This window comes from Bradyrhizobium sp. JHI2711 (assembly GCF_056156565.1).
The window spans coordinates 1-18,408 of the sequence record NZ_JBPZPT010000009.1 but is presented as its reverse complement, the minus strand read 5'-3'; the positions used below and the strand labels follow the sequence as shown (position 1 = coordinate 18,408).

Genomic DNA, 18,408 nt, shown 5'->3' with positions numbered 1-18,408 from the left:
ACGAGGATCAGAAATTTGCTGGAACATTCTCCACCGAGCATTCTATGACCGAATCGCGAAAACCATGCAGGCTTCACTCAGAGAAGACGTGCCGCGAATGCCACGCCGCCCGAGGGACTAATCGAGAACAAGGCACTCTTACCCTCCCGGACGGATCTCATGTTTAAGAATGTTTTGAAGGCCGCTTGGGCCGTAGTGAGTAGCGCCCGTGTCCCGAAACCCCGACTCCAGATAAACAGCTCTAGCTGTCACATTGCGTACGTTGACGCCGAGCATGAGACTGCCGATAGAAGGACGGTTCCTAGAGATCCATCGAGCAGCAAGTTCAATCGCTGCTTTACCGTATCCATTCCTTTGGCATGATCGGTCCACGCAAAGGGTGTGCAAGGTCATGGCATTTGGGAGCGCCCATTCGGGCAATGCCGCTCTTTCACGCAGAACAAAGAAGCCAACGGTCTTCTCGCAGACCTCAATCGAGAACGCGTGCTCAAAACCGGGACATGCGCTATTTCGAAGCTCCGAAAACACTAAATCCAATGGGTCCACAAAGTCTTCTTGCTCGGGCTCCACCCTCAGGTGGGCGACCAGCGGGTAATCAAGATGAGACAGGCTTTTCAGCGCCGCGCGCATGCTAACTCTCCGTATCAGCGTCGATTCAGGCCCTTGCTGAAGAAAACGAATGAATAGCTCCGACACAACGTCGATCTGCGTTGGTAGCTCCTCGAGCTCCGACGAGAGACTCACAAAACTCGTGCCAACAAGCGCAAGAGCGCCGAGATCGGATTAGAATTGACAATTCAACGGCTTAGATGAGTGGCAGCAAGAGGCGAGGTGCTGGTAGTCTCTTGTCGCGAACTCGACAAACCCAACAGCGTCGATTGTCCTGCGTTCGGCGGTAGTATCGCTGTGGTCTCGGTACGTAGGTCGAGCGCATGGACCTACGGGTTGCGTAGATCCAAACCGGTTGCCCGAAACTGCTGGTTTTGCTTCTGTGAATTGATTTCAAGAGCAACGTCTGGCGCACCGAACGAAGCGCCAATTCCAAAACTGGTGGGGTGGTCGTTCCAAGATCAAAATCTAAGATAAGTCGCACGGGATCTAAGATGAGTCACGTTTTCACTAGCGTCTGTTGAACGCACCTCAGCTCCAGAACTGCAGCTCCGGAATGGGCAAGGACGCCATATCGCAATGACGGCCGCATATGACGCCGTTACGGCACGTGTTGCCGGGTGGACAATGATTGTCGACAAAGCGTCGGCAATTTACGCTTGGAGTCGTGGTAGGAGAGAGCCCGGACGTCGTTCCGGCGCAATATCGGGCGGTCGTGGCTCACCGGCCCAATCTGGCGTGGCGGCGGATTGTCATTGTCTTCCTCTAGTATGCTGCGTCAGAACGATTGATCAAGGGGTCTGCTCGCTGAGCGGCTCGGCGCGATTGGAACGAGGCCAAGTACAATAAGCTTCTGAGGCTTTATCGCACCCCGCGAAATCGACGGCGCCGACCAGAGGAGTTTCAGCTCTGCTGCAATCCGCACGTGCTTGCATGATTGATCCGTAAAGGAGCGTCGCCGCCTCTCACAGGCAAGTTCGAAGAAGCCAGTCGATCCATCGAGCGAGGTCTGACAAAGGGCACTTGATGTTGGCGCGGCGGCGGACGGCTGAGTTGATGATCTGCACATAGCTCTGACGAACATGAGTCTAGATATCTTGCCACTTGCCTCGATACGACTAGATTGGTTGAGCCGAGATGTATTAATCCTCGGGGGCATCGTGGGAGATGCGCCATTTGCCTCTCCTTTCATTGTCGAGAGTCTCTGGTCCTGCGCATCCGTGCACGTACAAGCTCTTCTATGCCAAGCTCACCCTGCCCTACCAGATTGCGTACGGCAGCTCTGCTTGCCGCGTCAATGCCGCTCTTCAAAAACGGCCTTTACGATGGTTAGGTCGGTCGTGTGTGGCGTTATTGACGTTGCAACGTTTTCACCAGCCCTTCAAGATCTGCCCACAGCTGGTCAATGTTTTCCAAGCCAATGCTAATCCGCAGATAGGTTGTTGAGGCGCTTGAAGCCATAACATCGCGGTCACTGGCGATGATCATTGGGGCCACAAGGCTGCGGGTCCCGCCCCAAGAGGCTCCTATGGCGAATGTCTGGAGACCATCTAACGCGCGATTGATACCTTCTGAAGAAACGCCGTCCACTTGGAGGCTGAAAACACCGGAACTGCCCTTGAAATCACGCTGCCAGATTTCATGATTAGGAAACCCAGGCAGGCAAGGGTGTAGCACCGGGAAGTTCCAACTTTGAGCCAATTGGAGGGCAAATTCTTCTGAAAGTTTGCCAACGTGTCGCAATCGGAGGCTCATTGTCTGCATGCCGCGCAGGGCAAGAGAACATTCGTCGGGCGACACGCCGATACCAAGTGACCCCAATGTGAGTCGTGCACGCTGGTAGAGGTCCATATTACGGAAAATAATCACGCCCAACAGAATATCGGAATGCCCACCAACATATTTCGTGAGTGCTTCCGCAACTATATCAACGCCCAGGTCCAAAGGTTTGCACAATAGTCCCGTTGCCCAGGTGTTGTCACATCCAAGGAGCGCGCCGTTTTCCTTGCTCAAGCGAGCAATAGCGGGAATGTCGCAGATCTCCATGGTGGTCGATCCGGGGGACTCGATCCACACGAGCCGCGTGCGTCGGGAGCGAAGCCGCGCCTCGAGTTCTGTGAGCCGAGTAGGATCGAAGAACTCTGTCTCTATACCTAGATCGCCAAGTATCTTGCGCGTGAATTGCTTTACAGGCGGATAAACGTTATCCGTTACGAGCAGAAGATCGCCGTTTTTGACCACGCTTAATATGGCGGCTGAGATCGCAGCTTGACCAGACGGCACAATGATTGCCCGCTCCGCATTGTGCATGGCGGACAGCTGCCGCTCCAAAGTCCGTGTGGTCGGCGTCCCCGACAGTCCATAGGTGTAACCATCTGGTGCACGAGTAGCCCGGCCGCGATAAGAGGCTGCGTCCGGAAATACAATTGTCGATCCCCGATAGACGGGAATGGCAAGACTCGCGAAGCCTTCAAGCGGTGTTTCAGGCGGAATAACGCAAAGCGTCTCATCTAAACGGGTGTTCTTGCGCATCTTGCCGTCTCATAGATCTTTCGTGAGGAATTCCCGCGTCCCGCTCGTGGGGAGCTCCAGAGATTCGCGGGAAAACTCACCATGATAACGGCCACCCGCGGCAGTCTCCAAAACTCTTTTCTTTAGTGGCGATCACTCATCACGCCATCCCGTGCGAACTTACGAATAAACATCGAGAACTTCTCACACCATTGTCGGATCAAGAGCGCTGCAGTGGGCTCGCCTAGCAACATAGGTCCTCGCTTCCTGGCAGCCGTGCACAATCGCCCTCCTGCTTCTGGCCATCTGGCAGCGTGCCGGGACATTCTGTCAACGCGATCAGTCAAGCTCCAGAGAAGCCATGACGCTTCGATGCATTTCAGCCTTTGTTTGCTATCCCGTTTGATGCAGATCGGGGCAAGTGAGATATTGCCCAGCACGGATTGGTAAGCTTGCCAGCCAAGGGGGCTGTAGCGTTCTACATGGAGAAGGCAAGGGCTTGTGTCCAACGCTCAACGATCACCTTCATGAGTTCGCATAGATCCAGTCAGTGCTGATCAAGGCCGCGCAATCGCGCGGTCTGAGTAAAACATTTCGAACTTTTGACTCTTTCGCAGACCCGATACGCTGCGATGGCGACACGTCTTTTCTTGCACTCAAGAGAGTTATGCTAATTAGTAGAAGGATTCAGAATTCTTGGCCATATTTTCCAAGAGCTGCGGCGGTGTAAACCGATCACCGTACGTAGCTTCGAGCTTGCGGCAGCGCTCAACAAACCTGTCCGCGCCTACGAGGTCGATATATGATAGTACGCCGCCGGTAAACGGTGGATAGCCGAAGCCTAAAATTGAGCCGACATCGGCGTCGCGCGGATCGGTTATGATGCATTCGTCGATCGCGCGCGCAGCTTCCACCGATTGCACAATCAAGAACCGCTGGCTCAACTCCCCTGTATCAACCCTGTCGGAATCAATATGCCTTGGTTGCAGATTGGCAAGACCCTGCCAAAGATGCTTTTTTCCGTTGCCTTTCTCAGGATAATCGTAAAAGCCACGGCCGTTTTTTCGTCCAAATCGACCCTGGTTCTCGACTAGCTCTACCATCAGTTTCTTTTGGCCTGGGTCGATCGCGTTTGGGCCCAAATCGGCTTCTGTCGCTTTCATAATCTGCAAGCGAAGGTCGAGAGCAACTTCATCAGCTAACGAGAGCGGTCCTATCGGCATGCCTGCCATCTTGGCGCAGTTCTCGATCGCAGCCGGAGGCACCCCCTCCAGAAACATCTCTATTCCTTCAGAGACATAGCGCCGCACGCAGCGATTAGCGAAAAACCCGCGGGAATCTTTTACGAGTATCGGGGTCTTCCCGATCTGGGCAACGTAGTCTAGGGCGGTGGCAAGCGCGAGCTTGCCTGTGTTTTTGCCTAGAATAACCTCGACCAGCCTCATCTTTTCAGCGGGCGAGAAGAAATGAAGGCCAACGAATATGCCCTGATTCCCGAAGGTTTCGGCCAGAGAACTGATCGGCAGCGACGAAGTGTTCGAGGCGAAAATAGCACCGTCCTTCAGAAGCGGCTGTGCCTTGGCATACACGTCGGCCTTGGACTTCCGGTCCTCAAATACCGACTCGATGACCAGATCGCATTGCGGAAGCGCCGCATAATCAGTGGCTGCCGTGATGCGCGAGAGCGCTTCGTCGCGCTCATTTTCGTTGGCACGCCCCTTCCGAATTAGATCGTCGAACGCAGATTTTGCGTACGCTTTGGCTTTAATCGCGCTCTGTTGGTGCCGGGTAATTAGAACCACTTCGATTCCGGCGCGCGCCGAAACGTAACCAATGCTTGCACCCATGAAACCAGCGCCAATGACAGCCAGCTTTCTGACCTTGCTGGGCGGCACGTCCTGCGGACGGCAACGCCCTTGCTCCAGTTCGCGCATCGAGATTTGACTGCGAATCATAGCCCGAGCTTCCTTGGACCGTAGGACGCTCGTAAAATATCGCGACTCCACGCGCAGCGCCGCGTCGATTGGCAGCTGTAAGCCTTCATAGACACAGCTCATTACTGCGCGGGAGGCAGGATAATTGTCGTAAGTGTCGCGCCGATAGAGCGCATTGGCAGCCCGAAACGCCGATTTGCCTGCCGGCGAATATATCGGCCCAGCGGGGAACCTAAATCCCTGCTTATCCCAAGGTGAAACCGCGTCGCCGCTCCCTTTTATCCAGTCTTTCGCCCTCTTGATCAGATCGGCCGCCGGCACCACCGCATCGATCAGCTTCAGTGCTTTGGCGCGCGGCAGGTTCACGGGCTGGCCTTTTAGCAAGATCTGAATCGCGTCTTCCAAAGCTACGATGCGAGGCACACGCTGGGTCCCACCAGCGCCTTGGAGCAGACCAATCTTTATCTCGGGAAAACCAACCTGCGTTACCGGGTTATCGGCCGCAACGCGATAATGGCAGCATAGCGTCAGTTCAAATCCGCAGCCTAGCGCGGTCCCATTGATGGCAGCCACCCAGGGCTTGCCCGACGTCTCGATCGACCGAAAGGCGAGCGACAATCGACGGCTTCGATTAAACAGCATCTGGGTCGCGGCAAGCTCCCCCTCTTCCTCCATCGCCTTGATGTATTCCCTATTCGTGCTTTCGAGCAACGGGAGATCGCCTCCCGCGCAGAAGTTCTCCTTGCCCGAGGTGATAACAACGCCCTTCACCGAGTCGTCCGCTATGATCTCCTTAACAATCTGCTCGAGTTCGCTAGTCGAAGTCTCGTCCAGCACGTTGGTCGAACGACCGAGATTGCTCCAAGTCACGAGAGCTACGCCATCCGAGGCGACTTCAACTTGAAAGTTCTGAAAAATCATATGCTGCTCCTGCCGCCTTGCCTTCACACCCGTTCGATGATTGTGGCAGTCCCCATGCCGCCGCCAACACATAGGGTCACTAGGGCGGTTTCTTTATTGCTGCGTTCGAGCTCGTCGAGCACGGTGCCTAAGATCATCGCGCCGGTGGCGCCTAGTGGATGGCCAAGCGCAATCGCGCCACCATTGACATTGATCTTGTCGTGATCGATCTCGAACGCTTCGATATAGCGCAAGACGACTGAAGCGAACGCCTCATTGACCTCAAAGAGATCAATGTCCGACTTATTCATGCCGGCGCGTGCGAACAATTTATTTGTGACATCGACTGGACCGGTTAACATGATCGCGGGCTCCGAACCGATACTGGCGAAAGCTCTTATTTTTGCGCGCGCCCTGAGCCCGTGTTTCACACCGCACTTTTTGCTCCCGAGTAACACTGCTGCAGCGCCATCGACGATGCCCGACGAGTTGCCGGCGTGGTGCACATGGTTGATGCTCTCAAGTTCGGGGTGTGACTGAATGGCGACGGCGTCGAAGCTGCCCGTTTGCCCACCTTCCTCAAAAGCCGGTTTGAGCTGTGCCAAAGACTCCAGAGTTGTGTTTGGGCGAATGTGCTCGTCCCTGTCCAAGAGCGAAAGCCCGTTGATATCTTGTACCGGCACGACCGATTTGTTGAAACGACCCAGCTCCCATGCTTTTGCTGCCCGCTGCTGGCTCTGCACGGCATAGCTATCAACCTGGTTGCGCGAAAAGCCATACTTCGTTGCGATCAAATCTGCCGACAGTCCCTGCGGCATGAAATAGATGGGTATTGCCACGGTGGGATCCATCGACGAGGCGCCGCCGGATGAGCCCATGCCAACCCGACTCATAGATTCAGCGCCGCCGCCGATGACGAGTTCATGCTGACCGCTCATAATCTGGGCGGCTGCAAAATTCACGGCATCAAGACCTGAAGCGCAGAACCGATTAATCTGTACGCCGGCTACTGCATCGCCGAGCCCAGCCTTGAGCGCCGCGAACCGAGCGATGTCGCCACCGGCTTCGCCTATGGGATCGACGACGCCGAGGATAACATCGTCGATCATATCGCAAGCAATGTTGTTCCGCCGCCTAAGTGCGTTGAGTGGCACGGAGGCTAGCCGAAGTGCGGTTACCTCATGTAGCGCGCCGTCCGGCTTTCCACGACCTCGTGGAGTACGAACGTGATCATAGATGAATGCCTCAGGCATGATACCTCACCTAAAATGGGACCAATATCGGACAGCGGATTTCAAGGTGGCTTGCCGGGCGAAACAGCCATCGGCGGTCAGTATCCATGCGTCCGCCAGGCTCCGATACCGCGACGCAGGAATACACTCCGGGCGATGCACCTCTCCGGACTTCTGCCACCCCAATGTCATGCGACTTGAGAAACGATCTCTCTAAGCGGAAGGTACTTCTCTTTAACATAAGGACGCACCTGACCAACTGATATTCTGCACGGGCTTCTATCTCTCGTCCTCTCGTACTTAAGGCTAGCTCGGAAACTAAGAGCACTGCGCTTTGCGCGTGCTAATGCGCTAGGCCACTCTCAGTGTCGTTACCCCTCAATTGCGACGTACAGCAATAGTCATGCCAAGACTGATCCAGCGTGTGGACCTGACGACCTTACACTATCTGGCTTCGCGGAAAGAATTTTCACTTACCGCCGTTCCAGATCCCTTGTCGAATACCGAACAACGATGCGCCGAATGTCGTATGTTTCTCTTGACTGTCGCTCCCGCTTACAGAGCGCAGCTCCACTCATTGAAAGTAAGCGGTACGAGAGGGCCACGGACTTGGCGCGGACGGCCTACGTGCCACGCTTGAAGCGTATAGGCACCCAGAACTGCCACAGGGCCTCGACGGTTGCTGGAATGTCGCGCCAGGCGTTTTGGACAATGGGTTGTGTTCCCAGTGTGCGCCGGGCCGGGGGCAGCAAGGGCCGACCGGCGTCATCGATGCAATGGACCAGGATCGGCCGCAGCATAAGGTGTTCGGTTCCGTTCTGGGAGAGAAGCCGCGACCAGACGAGAAGCCGAAGCTTCATGACGGCGTAGAAGCCCATGCACCAAGGCTGCGGGTCGACGTCGCCGTCCGGCGATCGCACGAACAGCGGCTCGAAGCTCTCCGGTCTCGTCGACAGCGTCTCGCTGATCGCGTTGTGGCGCATCAGCGTGGCAGCGATCGCCGAGAACCCCTCGGTGTTGTGATTGAAGGCGTCGGGATCGACGCCGAGGAGTGGGCACACCCATTCCTCGGAGGCCATCGAGACCGGCCCGGCGACGACAGCGGCCACTGCGCCGTCGAGCATAGAGAGCGACGTCGCTCGCGGATGCCGAAGCGTCGGCGACCTGGCGCGCTCGCTCATCCATTGCCCGAGCCGCTCGAATGACATGGCATAGTCCGCCATCGTCGTCTTGACCGGCTTACGCGTTACTCGCCGTTGCTTCCGCTTCGTCATGCCACGGCACGCTTTTCGGCTTCGCGCGCGGCCTTCCAGTTCCAGGCCAGAAGTTCGTGAAGCTGGTGGGTCTTCGTGGCGCCGCTCACCATGCGTTCGAGAACGTCGACGAGATAGGCCTCGGGGTCGAGGCCATTCAATTTCGCCGTGTTAAGAAGCGAAGAGAGTACCGCCCATGTCTCGCCCCCGCCTTCCGAAGAGGCTGCATAATGCAGGGATTCCGGGCAACGAAGTTCGAGTAACATATCCATTCCATCCTGACGCTGGCCGAGACCTGGTCGTGCTCGGCGAACAAATCCACGATGCCACCGCCACTTCACGGTTCGCCGCGAGAACGGCCGCCTCCATCTTCTGCCGGCATGGATGACGGAGCTCAAAGCAGCATCGGCTAAAATTGTAGCTGATCCGTGTCTCCCGGTGGATCGACTTCTTGAGCTTCGCATGTTCCTTGACGTCCTCGTAGCCTCGCGTTGGGAGGAATCGCCTCCCGTCGAGGGAGGAGCCCATGTCCAAGACGATGCAAAAAAGGCGGCAACCGGATCTGTTCGCGACGGCGCGAGCAGAGCATCTGCCTCAGGTGGTGCAAGCCGAGGCCGCAAAGTTGCTGTCGCTTCTGCTAAACGAAGCTGTCGCAAAGGCGCCCGCAGCGCCAGCCCAGTCAGGTCAGGAGGCGGGTCATGACGAAGATCTCCGCCCTGGCGCGTAGCGCCGTGGTTTACGTTCGACAGTCATCGGTCGATCAGGTCGTACACAACCTGGAGAGCCAACGTAGGCAATACGGCCTTGAGGCTCGCGCCCGTGCACTCGGCTGGAGCGAAGTCGAGGTTATTGATGATGACCTTGGCAAATCTGGTGGCGGCACTGCAAGACGTGGATTTGAGCGGTTGTTGGCGCTAATCTGCGAGGGCCGCGTCGGCGCAGTATTTTCGATCGAGGCTTCCCGCCTCGCTCGAAACGGTCGAGACTGGCGCACGTTGTTGGAGTTTTGCGGCTTGGTCGGCACGCTCATTGTCGATGAAGATGGCGTCTATGATTCGCGGTCGATCAACGATCGATTGCTGTTGGGGATGAGGGGAACGATGAGCGAGCTGGAACTCAGCGTCATTCGACAGCGATCAGTTGAAGCCGTCAAACAAAAGGCTCGGCGCGGCGAGCACTTCACGACGGTCGCCATCGGGTACGTGAAGACGAAAGATGACCGAATCGAGAAAAACCCGGACGTACGTGTCCACGAGGCGCAGGATCTCGTCTTTAGGAAATTTGTGGAGTTGCAATCGATCCGGCAGGTCTTGCTCTGGTTGACCCAGGAGAAGATCGCGCTACCCTTCGCCGTTGGAGGTTCGAGCGATCCGAAAATCGAATGGCGTACGCCAAGCTACACGACCTTGAATCACATGCTCACCAACCCTGTTTATGCCGGTGCGTACGCGTTCGGACGACGGGGTGTCAGGACGACGATTGAGAACGGCCGGAGGAAGGTGAAGCGAAATCCCCAACGAGATTGGAAAGCCTGGGACGTGCTGCTCCGCGACCATCACGAGGGCTATATCTCCTGGGATGAGTTTGTTCGAAACCAGCGGCTCATTGCGGACAATGCCAACGGCAAGAGCTATCTGGGTCGAGGAGCCGTCCGACGCGGCGAAGCACTTCTCCCTGGGCTTCTGCGCTGCGCGCGATGTGGTCGGCGGTTATACGTTCAGTATTCTGGTAGAGGCGGTGACACGCAGAGATATGTCTGCCGCGGAGACTTCAACAAAGCGGCCGTCGCAGCCTGTCTTGGCTTCGGTGGAATGCGCCTCGATCGGATGGTGGCGCGAGAGGTGCTGGAGCGGCTTCAACCGCTTGGCGTTGAGGCTGCGCTAAATGCAATGAAAACTCAGGGCGCCGAACAGTCGGAAAAATTGCGTCAGCTCCAAAGGTCTCTCGAACAGGCGCACTACGAAGCGAACCGGGCGTATCGCCGATACGACGCGGTCGACCCCGACAATCGTCACGCCGCTAGTGAACTTGAGCGTCGCTGGAACGAGCGCATCCAAGCTGCACGTGTGATTGAACGAGAAATCGAGGGCTTGACCAGTTCGCCTTCTCCTGGACTCAGCGCCGGCGATCGCAAAGCGCTGCTCACACTCGGGGACGATCTGATCCGAGCCTGGCAACGCCCCGGTGTTACGTCCGAGATCAAGAAGAAAATCCTACGCACAGTTCTGTCGGAAACCGTTGTCGACGTGGATCAGGACAATGAGCATCTTGACCTCGTCATCCACTGGCAAGGTGGCGATCACACCCGCCTGAAGGCTAAGAAGAACCGTGTCGGCGTGACGCGTTGGACGACCGACACCGAGGTAGTGGATCTTGTACGCGTGCTTGCACGTCAAATGCCTGACTACGCAATCGCTGCCTTGCTCAGTCGCTCCGGAAAAACAACCGCGCACGGGGCGTCCTGGACGAGGACCAGCGTATGTTCATTGCGCAGAACCCGAGAGATCGCCCCTTATCGTGAAGGAGAACGTCGGGATCGAGGTGAGCTCTCGTTAATCGAGGCAGCGGAGATGCTCGACGTCAGTCCGTCAACGATACGTCGCATGATCATTGAGGGACGATTGCCCGCGGAGCATTTATGCAAGGGCTCGACATGGATCATCAAACAATCTGATCTCACGCAACCAGATGTGCGCCAAGATGCCTCTCGCAGGCGATCGCGCCGTCCGCCGTCTTGCGACGCCAACCAGAAATGCCTTCAACTCTAGGGAGATAGGCAGATGGTAGTATGAAGCACCCTCGTCGCTGCCGCTGAACAACGAGTTGCGTCTTCGATCGGGCGCATGGAACGCTCAACCGTGTTGCTGTCCGGCTCGATCCGCCCGTCATCCAGGAACGCCATCAGTCCCTGCCAACGTTCGAGCATGTAATCGATCGCCTTGATGAGCGTCGAGCGGCGGGAGATCCCGTCCTTCACCGCGATCAGACGAGCCTTCAACGCCTCCATGAGCGGCTTCGTCTCGGCCTGTCGCGCCGCGCGGCGTTCCCCGGCGCCGAGACCGCGGATCCTCTCCTCGATCGCGTAGACGGCCGCAACGCGCTCGATGACCTCCGCGGCGAAGGGTGAGTTCGTCGTCTTGTGCACCCTCAGGAAGTTGCCGCGCGCGTGAACGAGACAATACGCCAGCTGGATCTGGCCCGACACCTTCGCATCGCCGGCCAGCGAGGCGTAGGCCGCATAGCCGTCGACTTGCAGCACGCCTTCGAAGCCGGCCACCTGCGCCACGATCTCCTTCTTGCCGCGATCGCCTGCGAACACATAGGCGACCGCGGGCGGCGCCGGACCCTTCCACGCCCGATCGTCCGTCGCATGCGCCCAGAACTGGCAGATCCTCGTGCGGCCGCGTCCCGGGTCGAGCACCGACATCGGCGTCTCATCCAGAACAGCCGCTCGAAGCCGTGCATGGTCTTCAGTTGCAGATCGTAGAGTCCCCTGACCAGCCACGCCGCGCTCTCCATCCAGCGCGCCAGCGTCTGACGGTCGACGACGACACCCTGGCCCGCCAGGATCTGCGTCTGGCGGTAGAGCGTCGATTGCCAGGCATATTTGGCCGCGGCGATATGCGCGATCAGCGCCGTCGTCGCCATGCCGCCCTCGACCAGCCGCGCCGGTGCCGGGGCCTGGACAATCGGGCCCTCACAGGCCCGGCAGGCATATTTGGGACGGATCGTGCGGAGTACACGCAACCACGCGGGAACCCGATCGAGCGCTTCGCTGCTCTCCTCGCCGATCCGATGCATCTGTCCCGTGCAGCACGGGCACAGCGTGGACGTCGGCTCGATCACCCGCTCGACCCGGGGCAGATGCGCCGGTAGCGCGCCGATGTTGCGCCTGGGTTTGCGCCGCTTCGGTCTCCGCGCGTCCGGTTTGTCGTCATTGGCCGGAGGCCGCGCGCCCGCAGTCCGTTCCAGATCGAGCGCGATCTGTTCGGCGCAGACGATCGCCGAGCGCTCCGATCGCGCGCCGAAGATCAGGCTCTTCAACGTGGCGATCTCTGCGCGCAGATCGTCGTTCTCGCCTTCGAAAGCCAGCACCATCTCGGCGAGAGCCGCAGGGTCAGAGGGGAGATCTTCAGGGCGAAGCGCCATATCGCAGAGCTACACGAACACACTCGCAATCGCCAGCAAAACAAGACGATTCAGGCAACTTTCGTCGGCCGGTTCGTCACCTTCGGGACCACACGCGACCACTCCGCAAGACCTTCGATCAGCATCGCCATTTGTGCCCCCGTCACCGGCATCGTACCCTCGCGAACAGGTGGCCAGGCGAAGCCCCATTCTCAAGCCACTTCGTCGCTAGAACCATTCCCGAGCCGTCAAAAACCAAAAGCTTCAAACGATCCGATCGCTTCGATCGGAAGACATACACGTCGCCGCTATAGGGCTTGCCGCCTAATCCCTCCGCTACCAGCGCGACCAGGCCATGAAGCCTTTGCGAAAGTCAATCGGCTGCGTCGCGACGAACACACGGACCATTGGACCGAACGAGATCATCGCGTCTACCTTACCGCCGCCAGCACGCGCTCCAACGTCGCGGCGTCGACGCCGACGCGCACGCGCACCGTCGCGCCCGCGATCATCACCTCGATCCGCTCGGCCGGACTCACCAGAACATGCGCCTTATCGATCGCGTTCGGCTGCGCCTCGACGGCGGCGCCGAGCCTGACCTGCACGAACTGCGGCGCTTCGCTCGACGCGAGCCGCGCCTGGCGCCGCCACACACTGAGCAGTCCCCGGTTGACCCCGTTGCGTCGCGCCACCTCGGAAATGCCCGTCTCCGGATCGGCGCTCTCGGCCACGATCCGCGTCTTCTCCGCATCGCTCCAACTGCGCCGTCGCCTCTCCCCCGTGATCACTTCGATCCGCTGATAGGAGACGGCATCATGCCTGTCTTGATGTCTGTCTTGATGCATGGAATGAGCGTCCCTCACGTTGTCTATCCACGCACGAGTCTCGCTCGTCTCGCCCACCTAAACGAGGTGGGGTCGTCGTACCGCTATCCATTGAAATGTTCGAGAGTGTGTTGAAAGATCCCACACTCGTTGAACAGATCTACCGCGAGCCAATAGCCTTACGCTTTTCACAAATTAGAACGGGCGCTCATATGTCCGGTTCTTGCGCTCGGCAATCTGCAGCCGCTGGCCGTTACGACATCTGCGAAACAAAGGAGCTAATACAAATTTTTGCGCTTGAGTGGATCAGAGGAAATAGCTTCACTCGGTTCGGGATTTCGCGCCATGGGTCACCAACACTTCACCTTGTCATCTGCCGGCCCGCGCCCGTTAGATCGTTTTAATGTCACTGCGTTATCGCTGTGATCGCCAGTGAGCCAGGCGCCGATAATTCGGCCATTGTTCAGGGGCGCCCATATAATCTGCGGCCGTCTTAATCGGAACGAAGCGCATTTTCTTCCGGGCCACAGGTTCGCTAACGCCACCGCGTCCGTCATCCGCCTTGCCGGGTTGGGGAAGGGTTTAGCATCGCGGAATGAGCCGCATCTCATGCCGAGAGCTGCGATTTCGGGCGCCCGATAGTGGGCGCTACCGCATGGTTCCATCCCCATGCCTGACGCCTAAGCAGAAATCCAGTGCGGGAGACCGGCTTGGTTGCAAAACGGGGCGACAGATCAGCCGCTAGCTTGTCATCGGAGCACGTAACGTCATCCGATACACACAGGCCGCTCCCTCGACGGTGGCCGTAAGTGTGCGGGGAAAATGAAAGCACGATGGAAAACAGCGGAGCTGGGAATCGAGAAAGTTGCAGGATCTTTAAGCGCAACGACCGGCCCGTTAATGAGATCAGCACCGTATTTCCCGGACCCGTTGTTGTTGAGCAGACCGGCAATATGCGTTAGCTTTGAAGAACACGGTTTGCATATGTGTCGAGCGTATTGTCGCGCGCATTTGGTCGGCGGCGCTGGAGCGCCGAGGTCCACGAGGGACGGATCGCGGAAGCCTTTGTTTGCGGTGCGATCGTCTCTGACTTCGCGCGGCACCGCGCTCTGTCACCGCAGCATTTGGCGACCTGGCGCAAGGCTTGTGCGACGACTTGTTTGCGTTGTCGGGACACATCGAGCAGCCTATGGCGAGAAAGGCCGGCTTGAGCAGTCGCGATCAAGACTGGACAACACTTGGAGCTCGCACAAGAACGCGTCGCGCCATTGTTGATCGACGACCAATGGAACGCGCTATGGCTGTAGCCGCTTCCACGGGCCGGAGAGCTGGCTCTGGAAATCTGGACAGGGCGATAAGTGGAATTTCTGCCTGACGGCGGGCAAGATTGTCCCGTGAATCAGGAGAGACGATGAGCAGACGAGTCCGCCGGCACCACGCACCGGCATTCAAGGCCAAGGTAGCGTTACCGCGATCAAGGGCGAGATGGCGCTGGCCCAGCTGGCTGAGCATTTCGACGTGCACCCGAACCAGATCACGCAGTGGAAGTCCCAGCTTCAGGAAGCGGCGGCCGAGGTATTTGGTGCTGGCGGCGGCAACAGAACGAGCGAGCCGGCGGTAGACGTGAAAACGCTGCACGCCAAGATCGGGGAGCTGACGCTGGAGAACGATTTATAGAAGGCGCGCTCAGCAAAGCCGGCCTGCTGAGCCAAAGCGATGTGCTGTGGGGAAGCATGAGCCCAAGCGGCGGTGACCTGCTGTCAACTGGCAGGGTGACGTAGCCCGCAGGTAAAGGGAATTGAGGTGAAACCGTTACACCGAGATGGTTCCCGAGGCTGAGTATCGGAAGGTTGAGGAACACGAACCGGTTTATCCGCGTCTGTGGGCTGAAATGTCGCCTCCGCCTACACGGTTTAACAGGCGGAATGCTGAATGGTGTCGATGGAAATGTAGCCGGAGACACTCGAACGCGAGCGTAGATGTATGGCGTCTTGCGTGGGCCGAGGGGGAGAACATAGCCAGACCGAGGCAACGGCATCGACTTGCGGCAAGCAAGGGAAAAGACTGCGACCGGCAATCTCACCGATACGCTGGAGTCCGACATATGAACGAGGGAAGGCATGAGCGGAATGACAAGGGAGTTGACTCCAATGTCCGTCATGCTGGCAGAGCTTCCGTAGTAGTCCGAGGCCGGGAAAGCCGGCCACATGGCGAAGGGGAGCAGCTTGAGTTGCTTGGAGTGCACGTGATCTGACCCAACGAGGTGAAGACCTTTGATAATCAGTGAAATGCAGCACAAGCTCGCGACATGGGCCTCAGCCGATCAAACCCGTCGGTTTGATCGATTGCTCAGGCTCATCACCGACAGGAATTGGCTTGCCGAAGCGGCCCGGATCGTACTTGCGTCGAGCGGCGCGGGCACACCGGGCCTTGACGGAATGGACAAGCGACGTCTTGCAGCTCATCTGGAGCATCATCTGGAGCGGCTGCGCGTGGCCTTGCTGGACGGCAGCTATCGACCGACGCCAGTCAAGCGAATCCATATCCCGAAGGCCAATGGCAAGCTGAGACCATTGGGTATACCGATCCTGCTGGACCGCATCGTCCAGCGGGCGATGCTGATGGCCATGGAGCCGATCTGGGAGAGCGACTTCCACTCCGGCTCCTACGGCTTCCGTCCTGAACGCAGTGTTCATCATGCGGTTCGCACAGTTAGGATGCAGTTGCAGGATGGCTCTGACTCGAAGGGCCGCTGGATCATCGAAGGCGATCTGGCGAGCTACTTCGACACCGTCCATCATCGGCTGCTCCTGAAATGCGTGCGTCGTCGCATCAGGGATCTGCGATTCATCGATCTGCTTTGGCGAATCCTCAAAGCCGGTCACGTTGACCGTGGCTTGTTCTCCGCAGCGAGTGAAGGCGTTCCGCAAGGTGGCGTTCTGTCGCCGCTCCTGTCCAACATCATGCTCCATGAGTTTGACCGCTGGCTGGAGGCGAAATACCTGAACAAGAAAGCGAGGAAAGATCGCTGGGCGTGGAACTTCGGCATTCAACAGGGGCGTCCGATCACGGTTCGAGAGAACCGTGAGTGGAAACCTGCCGTAGCCTATTGTCGCTATGCCGATGACTTCGTCGTCATTGTCAAAGGGACGAAGGCCCATGCCGAGGCCATCCGCGAGGAATGCCGTGCCTTTCTGGAAGGCAAGCTGAAGTTGACGCTGAATATGGACAAAACCCATATCACCCACGTCAATGACGGCTTCGTCTTTCTGGGGCACCGGATCATTCGCAAGCGGGGATCACACGGACGAATGGCGGTCGTCACGACCATACCCAAAGAGAAGGCCAAGGCATTTACTCACAAAGTGTCGAAGGCCCTCTCCGGTGAGCATGATCTTGCCAAGGTCGACATGGTGGACCGCCTGAACCGCCAATTGCGGGGCTGGGCGGCGTTCTACAAATACACGGACTTCACCGCGACCACGTTCCGACACATCGATCACGTTGTGTTCTGGAAAATGGCGCATTGGCTGGCGAGGAAGTACCGGAGTCGCATCAAACCACTGATGCGGAATTGGTACCGACCGCCGGCCGCTGGGCAAGCCAAGACCTGGTTTGTCCACGGGGTCAGTGAACGAGGCCATCATGTCGGGAAAGCACTGCATCGATTGGTGTCCAGTCCAAAGGGGCAGTTCCGATGGAGAACTCCGGAGGCAAATCCCTACATCTTCAGGGATGAGCCCCGGAAGACCATCACCTCGCGATATCGAGATGTCGCAATGGCCATGGGCCAGACTTGAGTGGAGAGCCGTATGCGCTGAAAGGTGCCCGTACGGTTCGGGGAGGAGAAGCGCCTATGCGCTTCTTACTCCATCCCCGATGGCGCGCGGCTTCGTCTATCTCGCGGCGGTGCTTGTTTGGTTCAGCCGCCGGGTGCTGTCGTGGCGCGTCTCGATCACGATGGAAGCCGCATTCTGCATCGAGACGCTGGAGGACGCTATCGCTTGCCACGGTAAGCGGGAAATCTTCAATACCGATGACCTTGCCCCCCAAGTTTTACCCAGTCCTGAGTTCGCCCCGGCTGTTGGATTTGCCCGGTTGGGCGGTGGCAGCGGCGCGAGCTGGCGCGGAGCCCTCGGCATAGCGCAGCGCCAGCTCCCGGCGCGGGTGGCAGGTGAAGGCGAACTCGGACGGCGTCTTCCATCTGAGCTGCGGGTGTGGTAGTGCCTCGTTGTAATCGGTCCGCCAGCATCGGAGCGCGACGCGGGCCTGGGCCAACGACGTGAACAGCGTCTCGTTCAATAGTTCATCGCGCAACCGGCCGTTGAAGTTTCGATGAAGGCATTCTGCATGGGCTTGCCCGGCGCGATGTAGTGCCATGCCACGCGGCTCTGATCAGCCCATGTCAGGATGGCGTTGCTGGTGAGCTCGCTGCCGTTGTCGCTAACCACCATCTTCGGCTTGCCGGGCTCCATCACCAGCCTGTCCAGCTCCCGCGCCACCCGGGTGCCCGAGAGCGAGGTGTAGGCTACCAGCGCCAGGCACTCGCGGGTGCAGTCGTCGACCACGGTGAGGATACGGAAGCGGCGACCATCGGTGAGCTGATCCGATGCGAAGTCGAGCGACCAGCGGTCGTTCGGCGCCATCGGCAACGTCATCGGCGCCCGGGTCCCGATCGCCCCTTGCGGCCGCCACGACGACGCACCGCAAGCTTCTCTTCGCGGTAGAGCCGGAACAGCTTCTTGTGGTTGATCACATAGCCCTACCGCTTGAGCAGAACGTGGAGGCGCCGATAGCCAAAGCGCGGCGCTCCTGCGCGATCACCCTCATGCGTTGGCGAAGGCCGGCATCGTCCGCCCGGATCGTCTGGTATCTCATGGTCATGCGACGGCAGCCGATGACTTTACACGCCCGCAGTTCGCTCATCCCGAAGGCTCCACGGAGATGGGCGACAGCTTTCCGCTTGGCCGCTTGCGTCACCATTAATGGGATGGTCCGCACCGTCCTCCTCCCTCAT

The 18,408-nt window shown here is 58.3% G+C and carries 12 protein-coding genes and 5 pseudogenes; 6 read left to right on the top strand and 11 right to left on the bottom strand.

Going from position 1 to position 18,408, the window contains the following annotated elements; all coding sequences use genetic code 11:
- Window positions 1-138 precede the first annotated feature (138 nt).
- From ACTEK7_RS34925 to ACTEK7_RS34900, 6 genes are all read right to left on the bottom strand, one after another.
- Window positions 139-630: a GNAT family N-acetyltransferase gene (locus ACTEK7_RS34925; RefSeq protein WP_225130606.1), complete on the bottom strand. Its 492-nt coding sequence runs from the start codon at window positions 628-630 to the stop codon at window positions 139-141.
- Window positions 631-1,959: 1,329 nt separating this feature from the next.
- A complete protein-coding gene (locus ACTEK7_RS34920) occupies window positions 1,960-3,141 on the bottom strand; it encodes a trans-sulfuration enzyme family protein (protein ID WP_225130604.1) in 1,182 nt (393 codons plus the stop codon).
- A 653-nt stretch (window positions 3,142-3,794) separates the two neighbouring features.
- The gene (locus ACTEK7_RS34915) at window positions 3,795-5,975 is read right to left on the bottom strand and encodes a 3-hydroxyacyl-CoA dehydrogenase NAD-binding domain-containing protein (protein ID WP_225130593.1); all 2,181 of its coding nucleotides are present in this window, start codon (window positions 5,973-5,975) and stop codon (window positions 3,795-3,797) included.
- A 23-nt stretch (window positions 5,976-5,998) separates the two neighbouring features.
- Window positions 5,999-7,207 (bottom strand): acetyl-CoA C-acetyltransferase, encoded by a 1,209-nt coding sequence (locus ACTEK7_RS34910; protein ID WP_225130591.1) that lies wholly within the window; start codon window positions 7,205-7,207, stop codon window positions 5,999-6,001.
- 602 nt (window positions 7,208-7,809) lie between these two features.
- Window positions 7,810-8,409, bottom strand: a complete 600-nt coding sequence (locus ACTEK7_RS34905) for a UPF0149 family protein (protein WP_225130589.1) — start codon at window positions 8,407-8,409, stop codon at window positions 7,810-7,812.
- A 47-nt stretch (window positions 8,410-8,456) separates the two neighbouring features.
- On the bottom strand, window positions 8,457-8,705 hold the full coding sequence (locus ACTEK7_RS34900; protein WP_463671684.1) for a transposase domain-containing protein: 249 nt from the start codon (window positions 8,703-8,705) through the stop codon (window positions 8,457-8,459).
- A 260-nt stretch (window positions 8,706-8,965) separates the two neighbouring features.
- On the opposite strand from ACTEK7_RS34900, the gene ACTEK7_RS34895 reads away from it, so the two are divergent.
- Window positions 8,966-9,166, top strand: coding sequence for a hypothetical protein (locus tag ACTEK7_RS34895; protein ID WP_225130587.1), 201 nt, complete (start codon window positions 8,966-8,968; stop codon window positions 9,164-9,166).
- Window positions 9,138-11,207, top strand: a complete 2,070-nt coding sequence (locus ACTEK7_RS34890) for a recombinase family protein (RefSeq protein WP_225130585.1) — start codon at window positions 9,138-9,140, stop codon at window positions 11,205-11,207. Before ACTEK7_RS34895 ends, ACTEK7_RS34890 begins: the two co-directional genes overlap by 29 nt.
- Here ACTEK7_RS34890 and ACTEK7_RS34885 read toward each other — a convergent pair.
- The 4 genes and pseudogenes from ACTEK7_RS34885 to tnpA form a co-directional block, all read right to left on the bottom strand.
- A complete protein-coding gene (locus ACTEK7_RS34885; protein ID WP_275945349.1) occupies window positions 11,204-11,866 on the bottom strand; it encodes an IS66 family transposase in 663 nt (220 codons plus the stop codon). The two genes, ACTEK7_RS34890 and ACTEK7_RS34885, sit on opposite strands and share 4 nt — an antisense overlap.
- A 95-nt stretch (window positions 11,867-11,961) precedes the next feature.
- Window positions 11,962-12,537, bottom strand: a pseudogene (locus ACTEK7_RS34880) (transposase domain-containing protein); the annotation flags it as partial.
- Between the two features lie 101 nt (window positions 12,538-12,638).
- Window positions 12,639-12,993: pseudogene (tnpB, locus tag ACTEK7_RS34875) on the bottom strand (IS66 family insertion sequence element accessory protein TnpB).
- Between the two features lie 5 nt (window positions 12,994-12,998).
- Window positions 12,999-13,412 (bottom strand): IS66-like element accessory protein TnpA, encoded by a 414-nt coding sequence (tnpA, locus tag ACTEK7_RS34870; protein WP_225148627.1) that lies wholly within the window; start codon window positions 13,410-13,412, stop codon window positions 12,999-13,001.
- A gap of 965 nt (window positions 13,413-14,377) precedes the next feature.
- Between tnpA and ACTEK7_RS34865 the strand changes: the two genes are divergently transcribed.
- The 4 genes and pseudogenes from ACTEK7_RS34865 to ACTEK7_RS34850 all read left to right on the top strand — a co-directional run.
- Window positions 14,378-14,602 carry a transposase gene (locus tag ACTEK7_RS34865; RefSeq protein WP_225130583.1) on the top strand — a complete coding sequence of 75 codons (225 nt, stop codon included), beginning with the start codon at window positions 14,378-14,380 and terminating at the stop codon, window positions 14,600-14,602.
- 200 nt (window positions 14,603-14,802) lie between these two features.
- A pseudogene (locus tag ACTEK7_RS34860) lies at window positions 14,803-15,129 on the top strand (transposase); the annotation flags it as partial.
- Between the two features lie 550 nt (window positions 15,130-15,679).
- Window positions 15,680-17,191, top strand: coding sequence for a group II intron reverse transcriptase/maturase (gene ltrA / locus ACTEK7_RS34855; protein ID WP_225130581.1), 1,512 nt, complete (start codon window positions 15,680-15,682; stop codon window positions 17,189-17,191).
- A 64-nt stretch (window positions 17,192-17,255) separates the two neighbouring features.
- Window positions 17,256-17,429, top strand: a pseudogene (locus ACTEK7_RS34850) (IS3 family transposase); the annotation flags it as partial.
- Window positions 17,430-17,447: 18 nt separating this feature from the next.
- On the opposite strand, the pseudogene ACTEK7_RS34845 reads toward ACTEK7_RS34850, so the two are convergent.
- A pseudogene (locus tag ACTEK7_RS34845) lies at window positions 17,448-18,374 on the bottom strand (IS3 family transposase); the annotation flags it as partial.
- Between the last annotated feature and the right edge of the window lie 34 nt (window positions 18,375-18,408).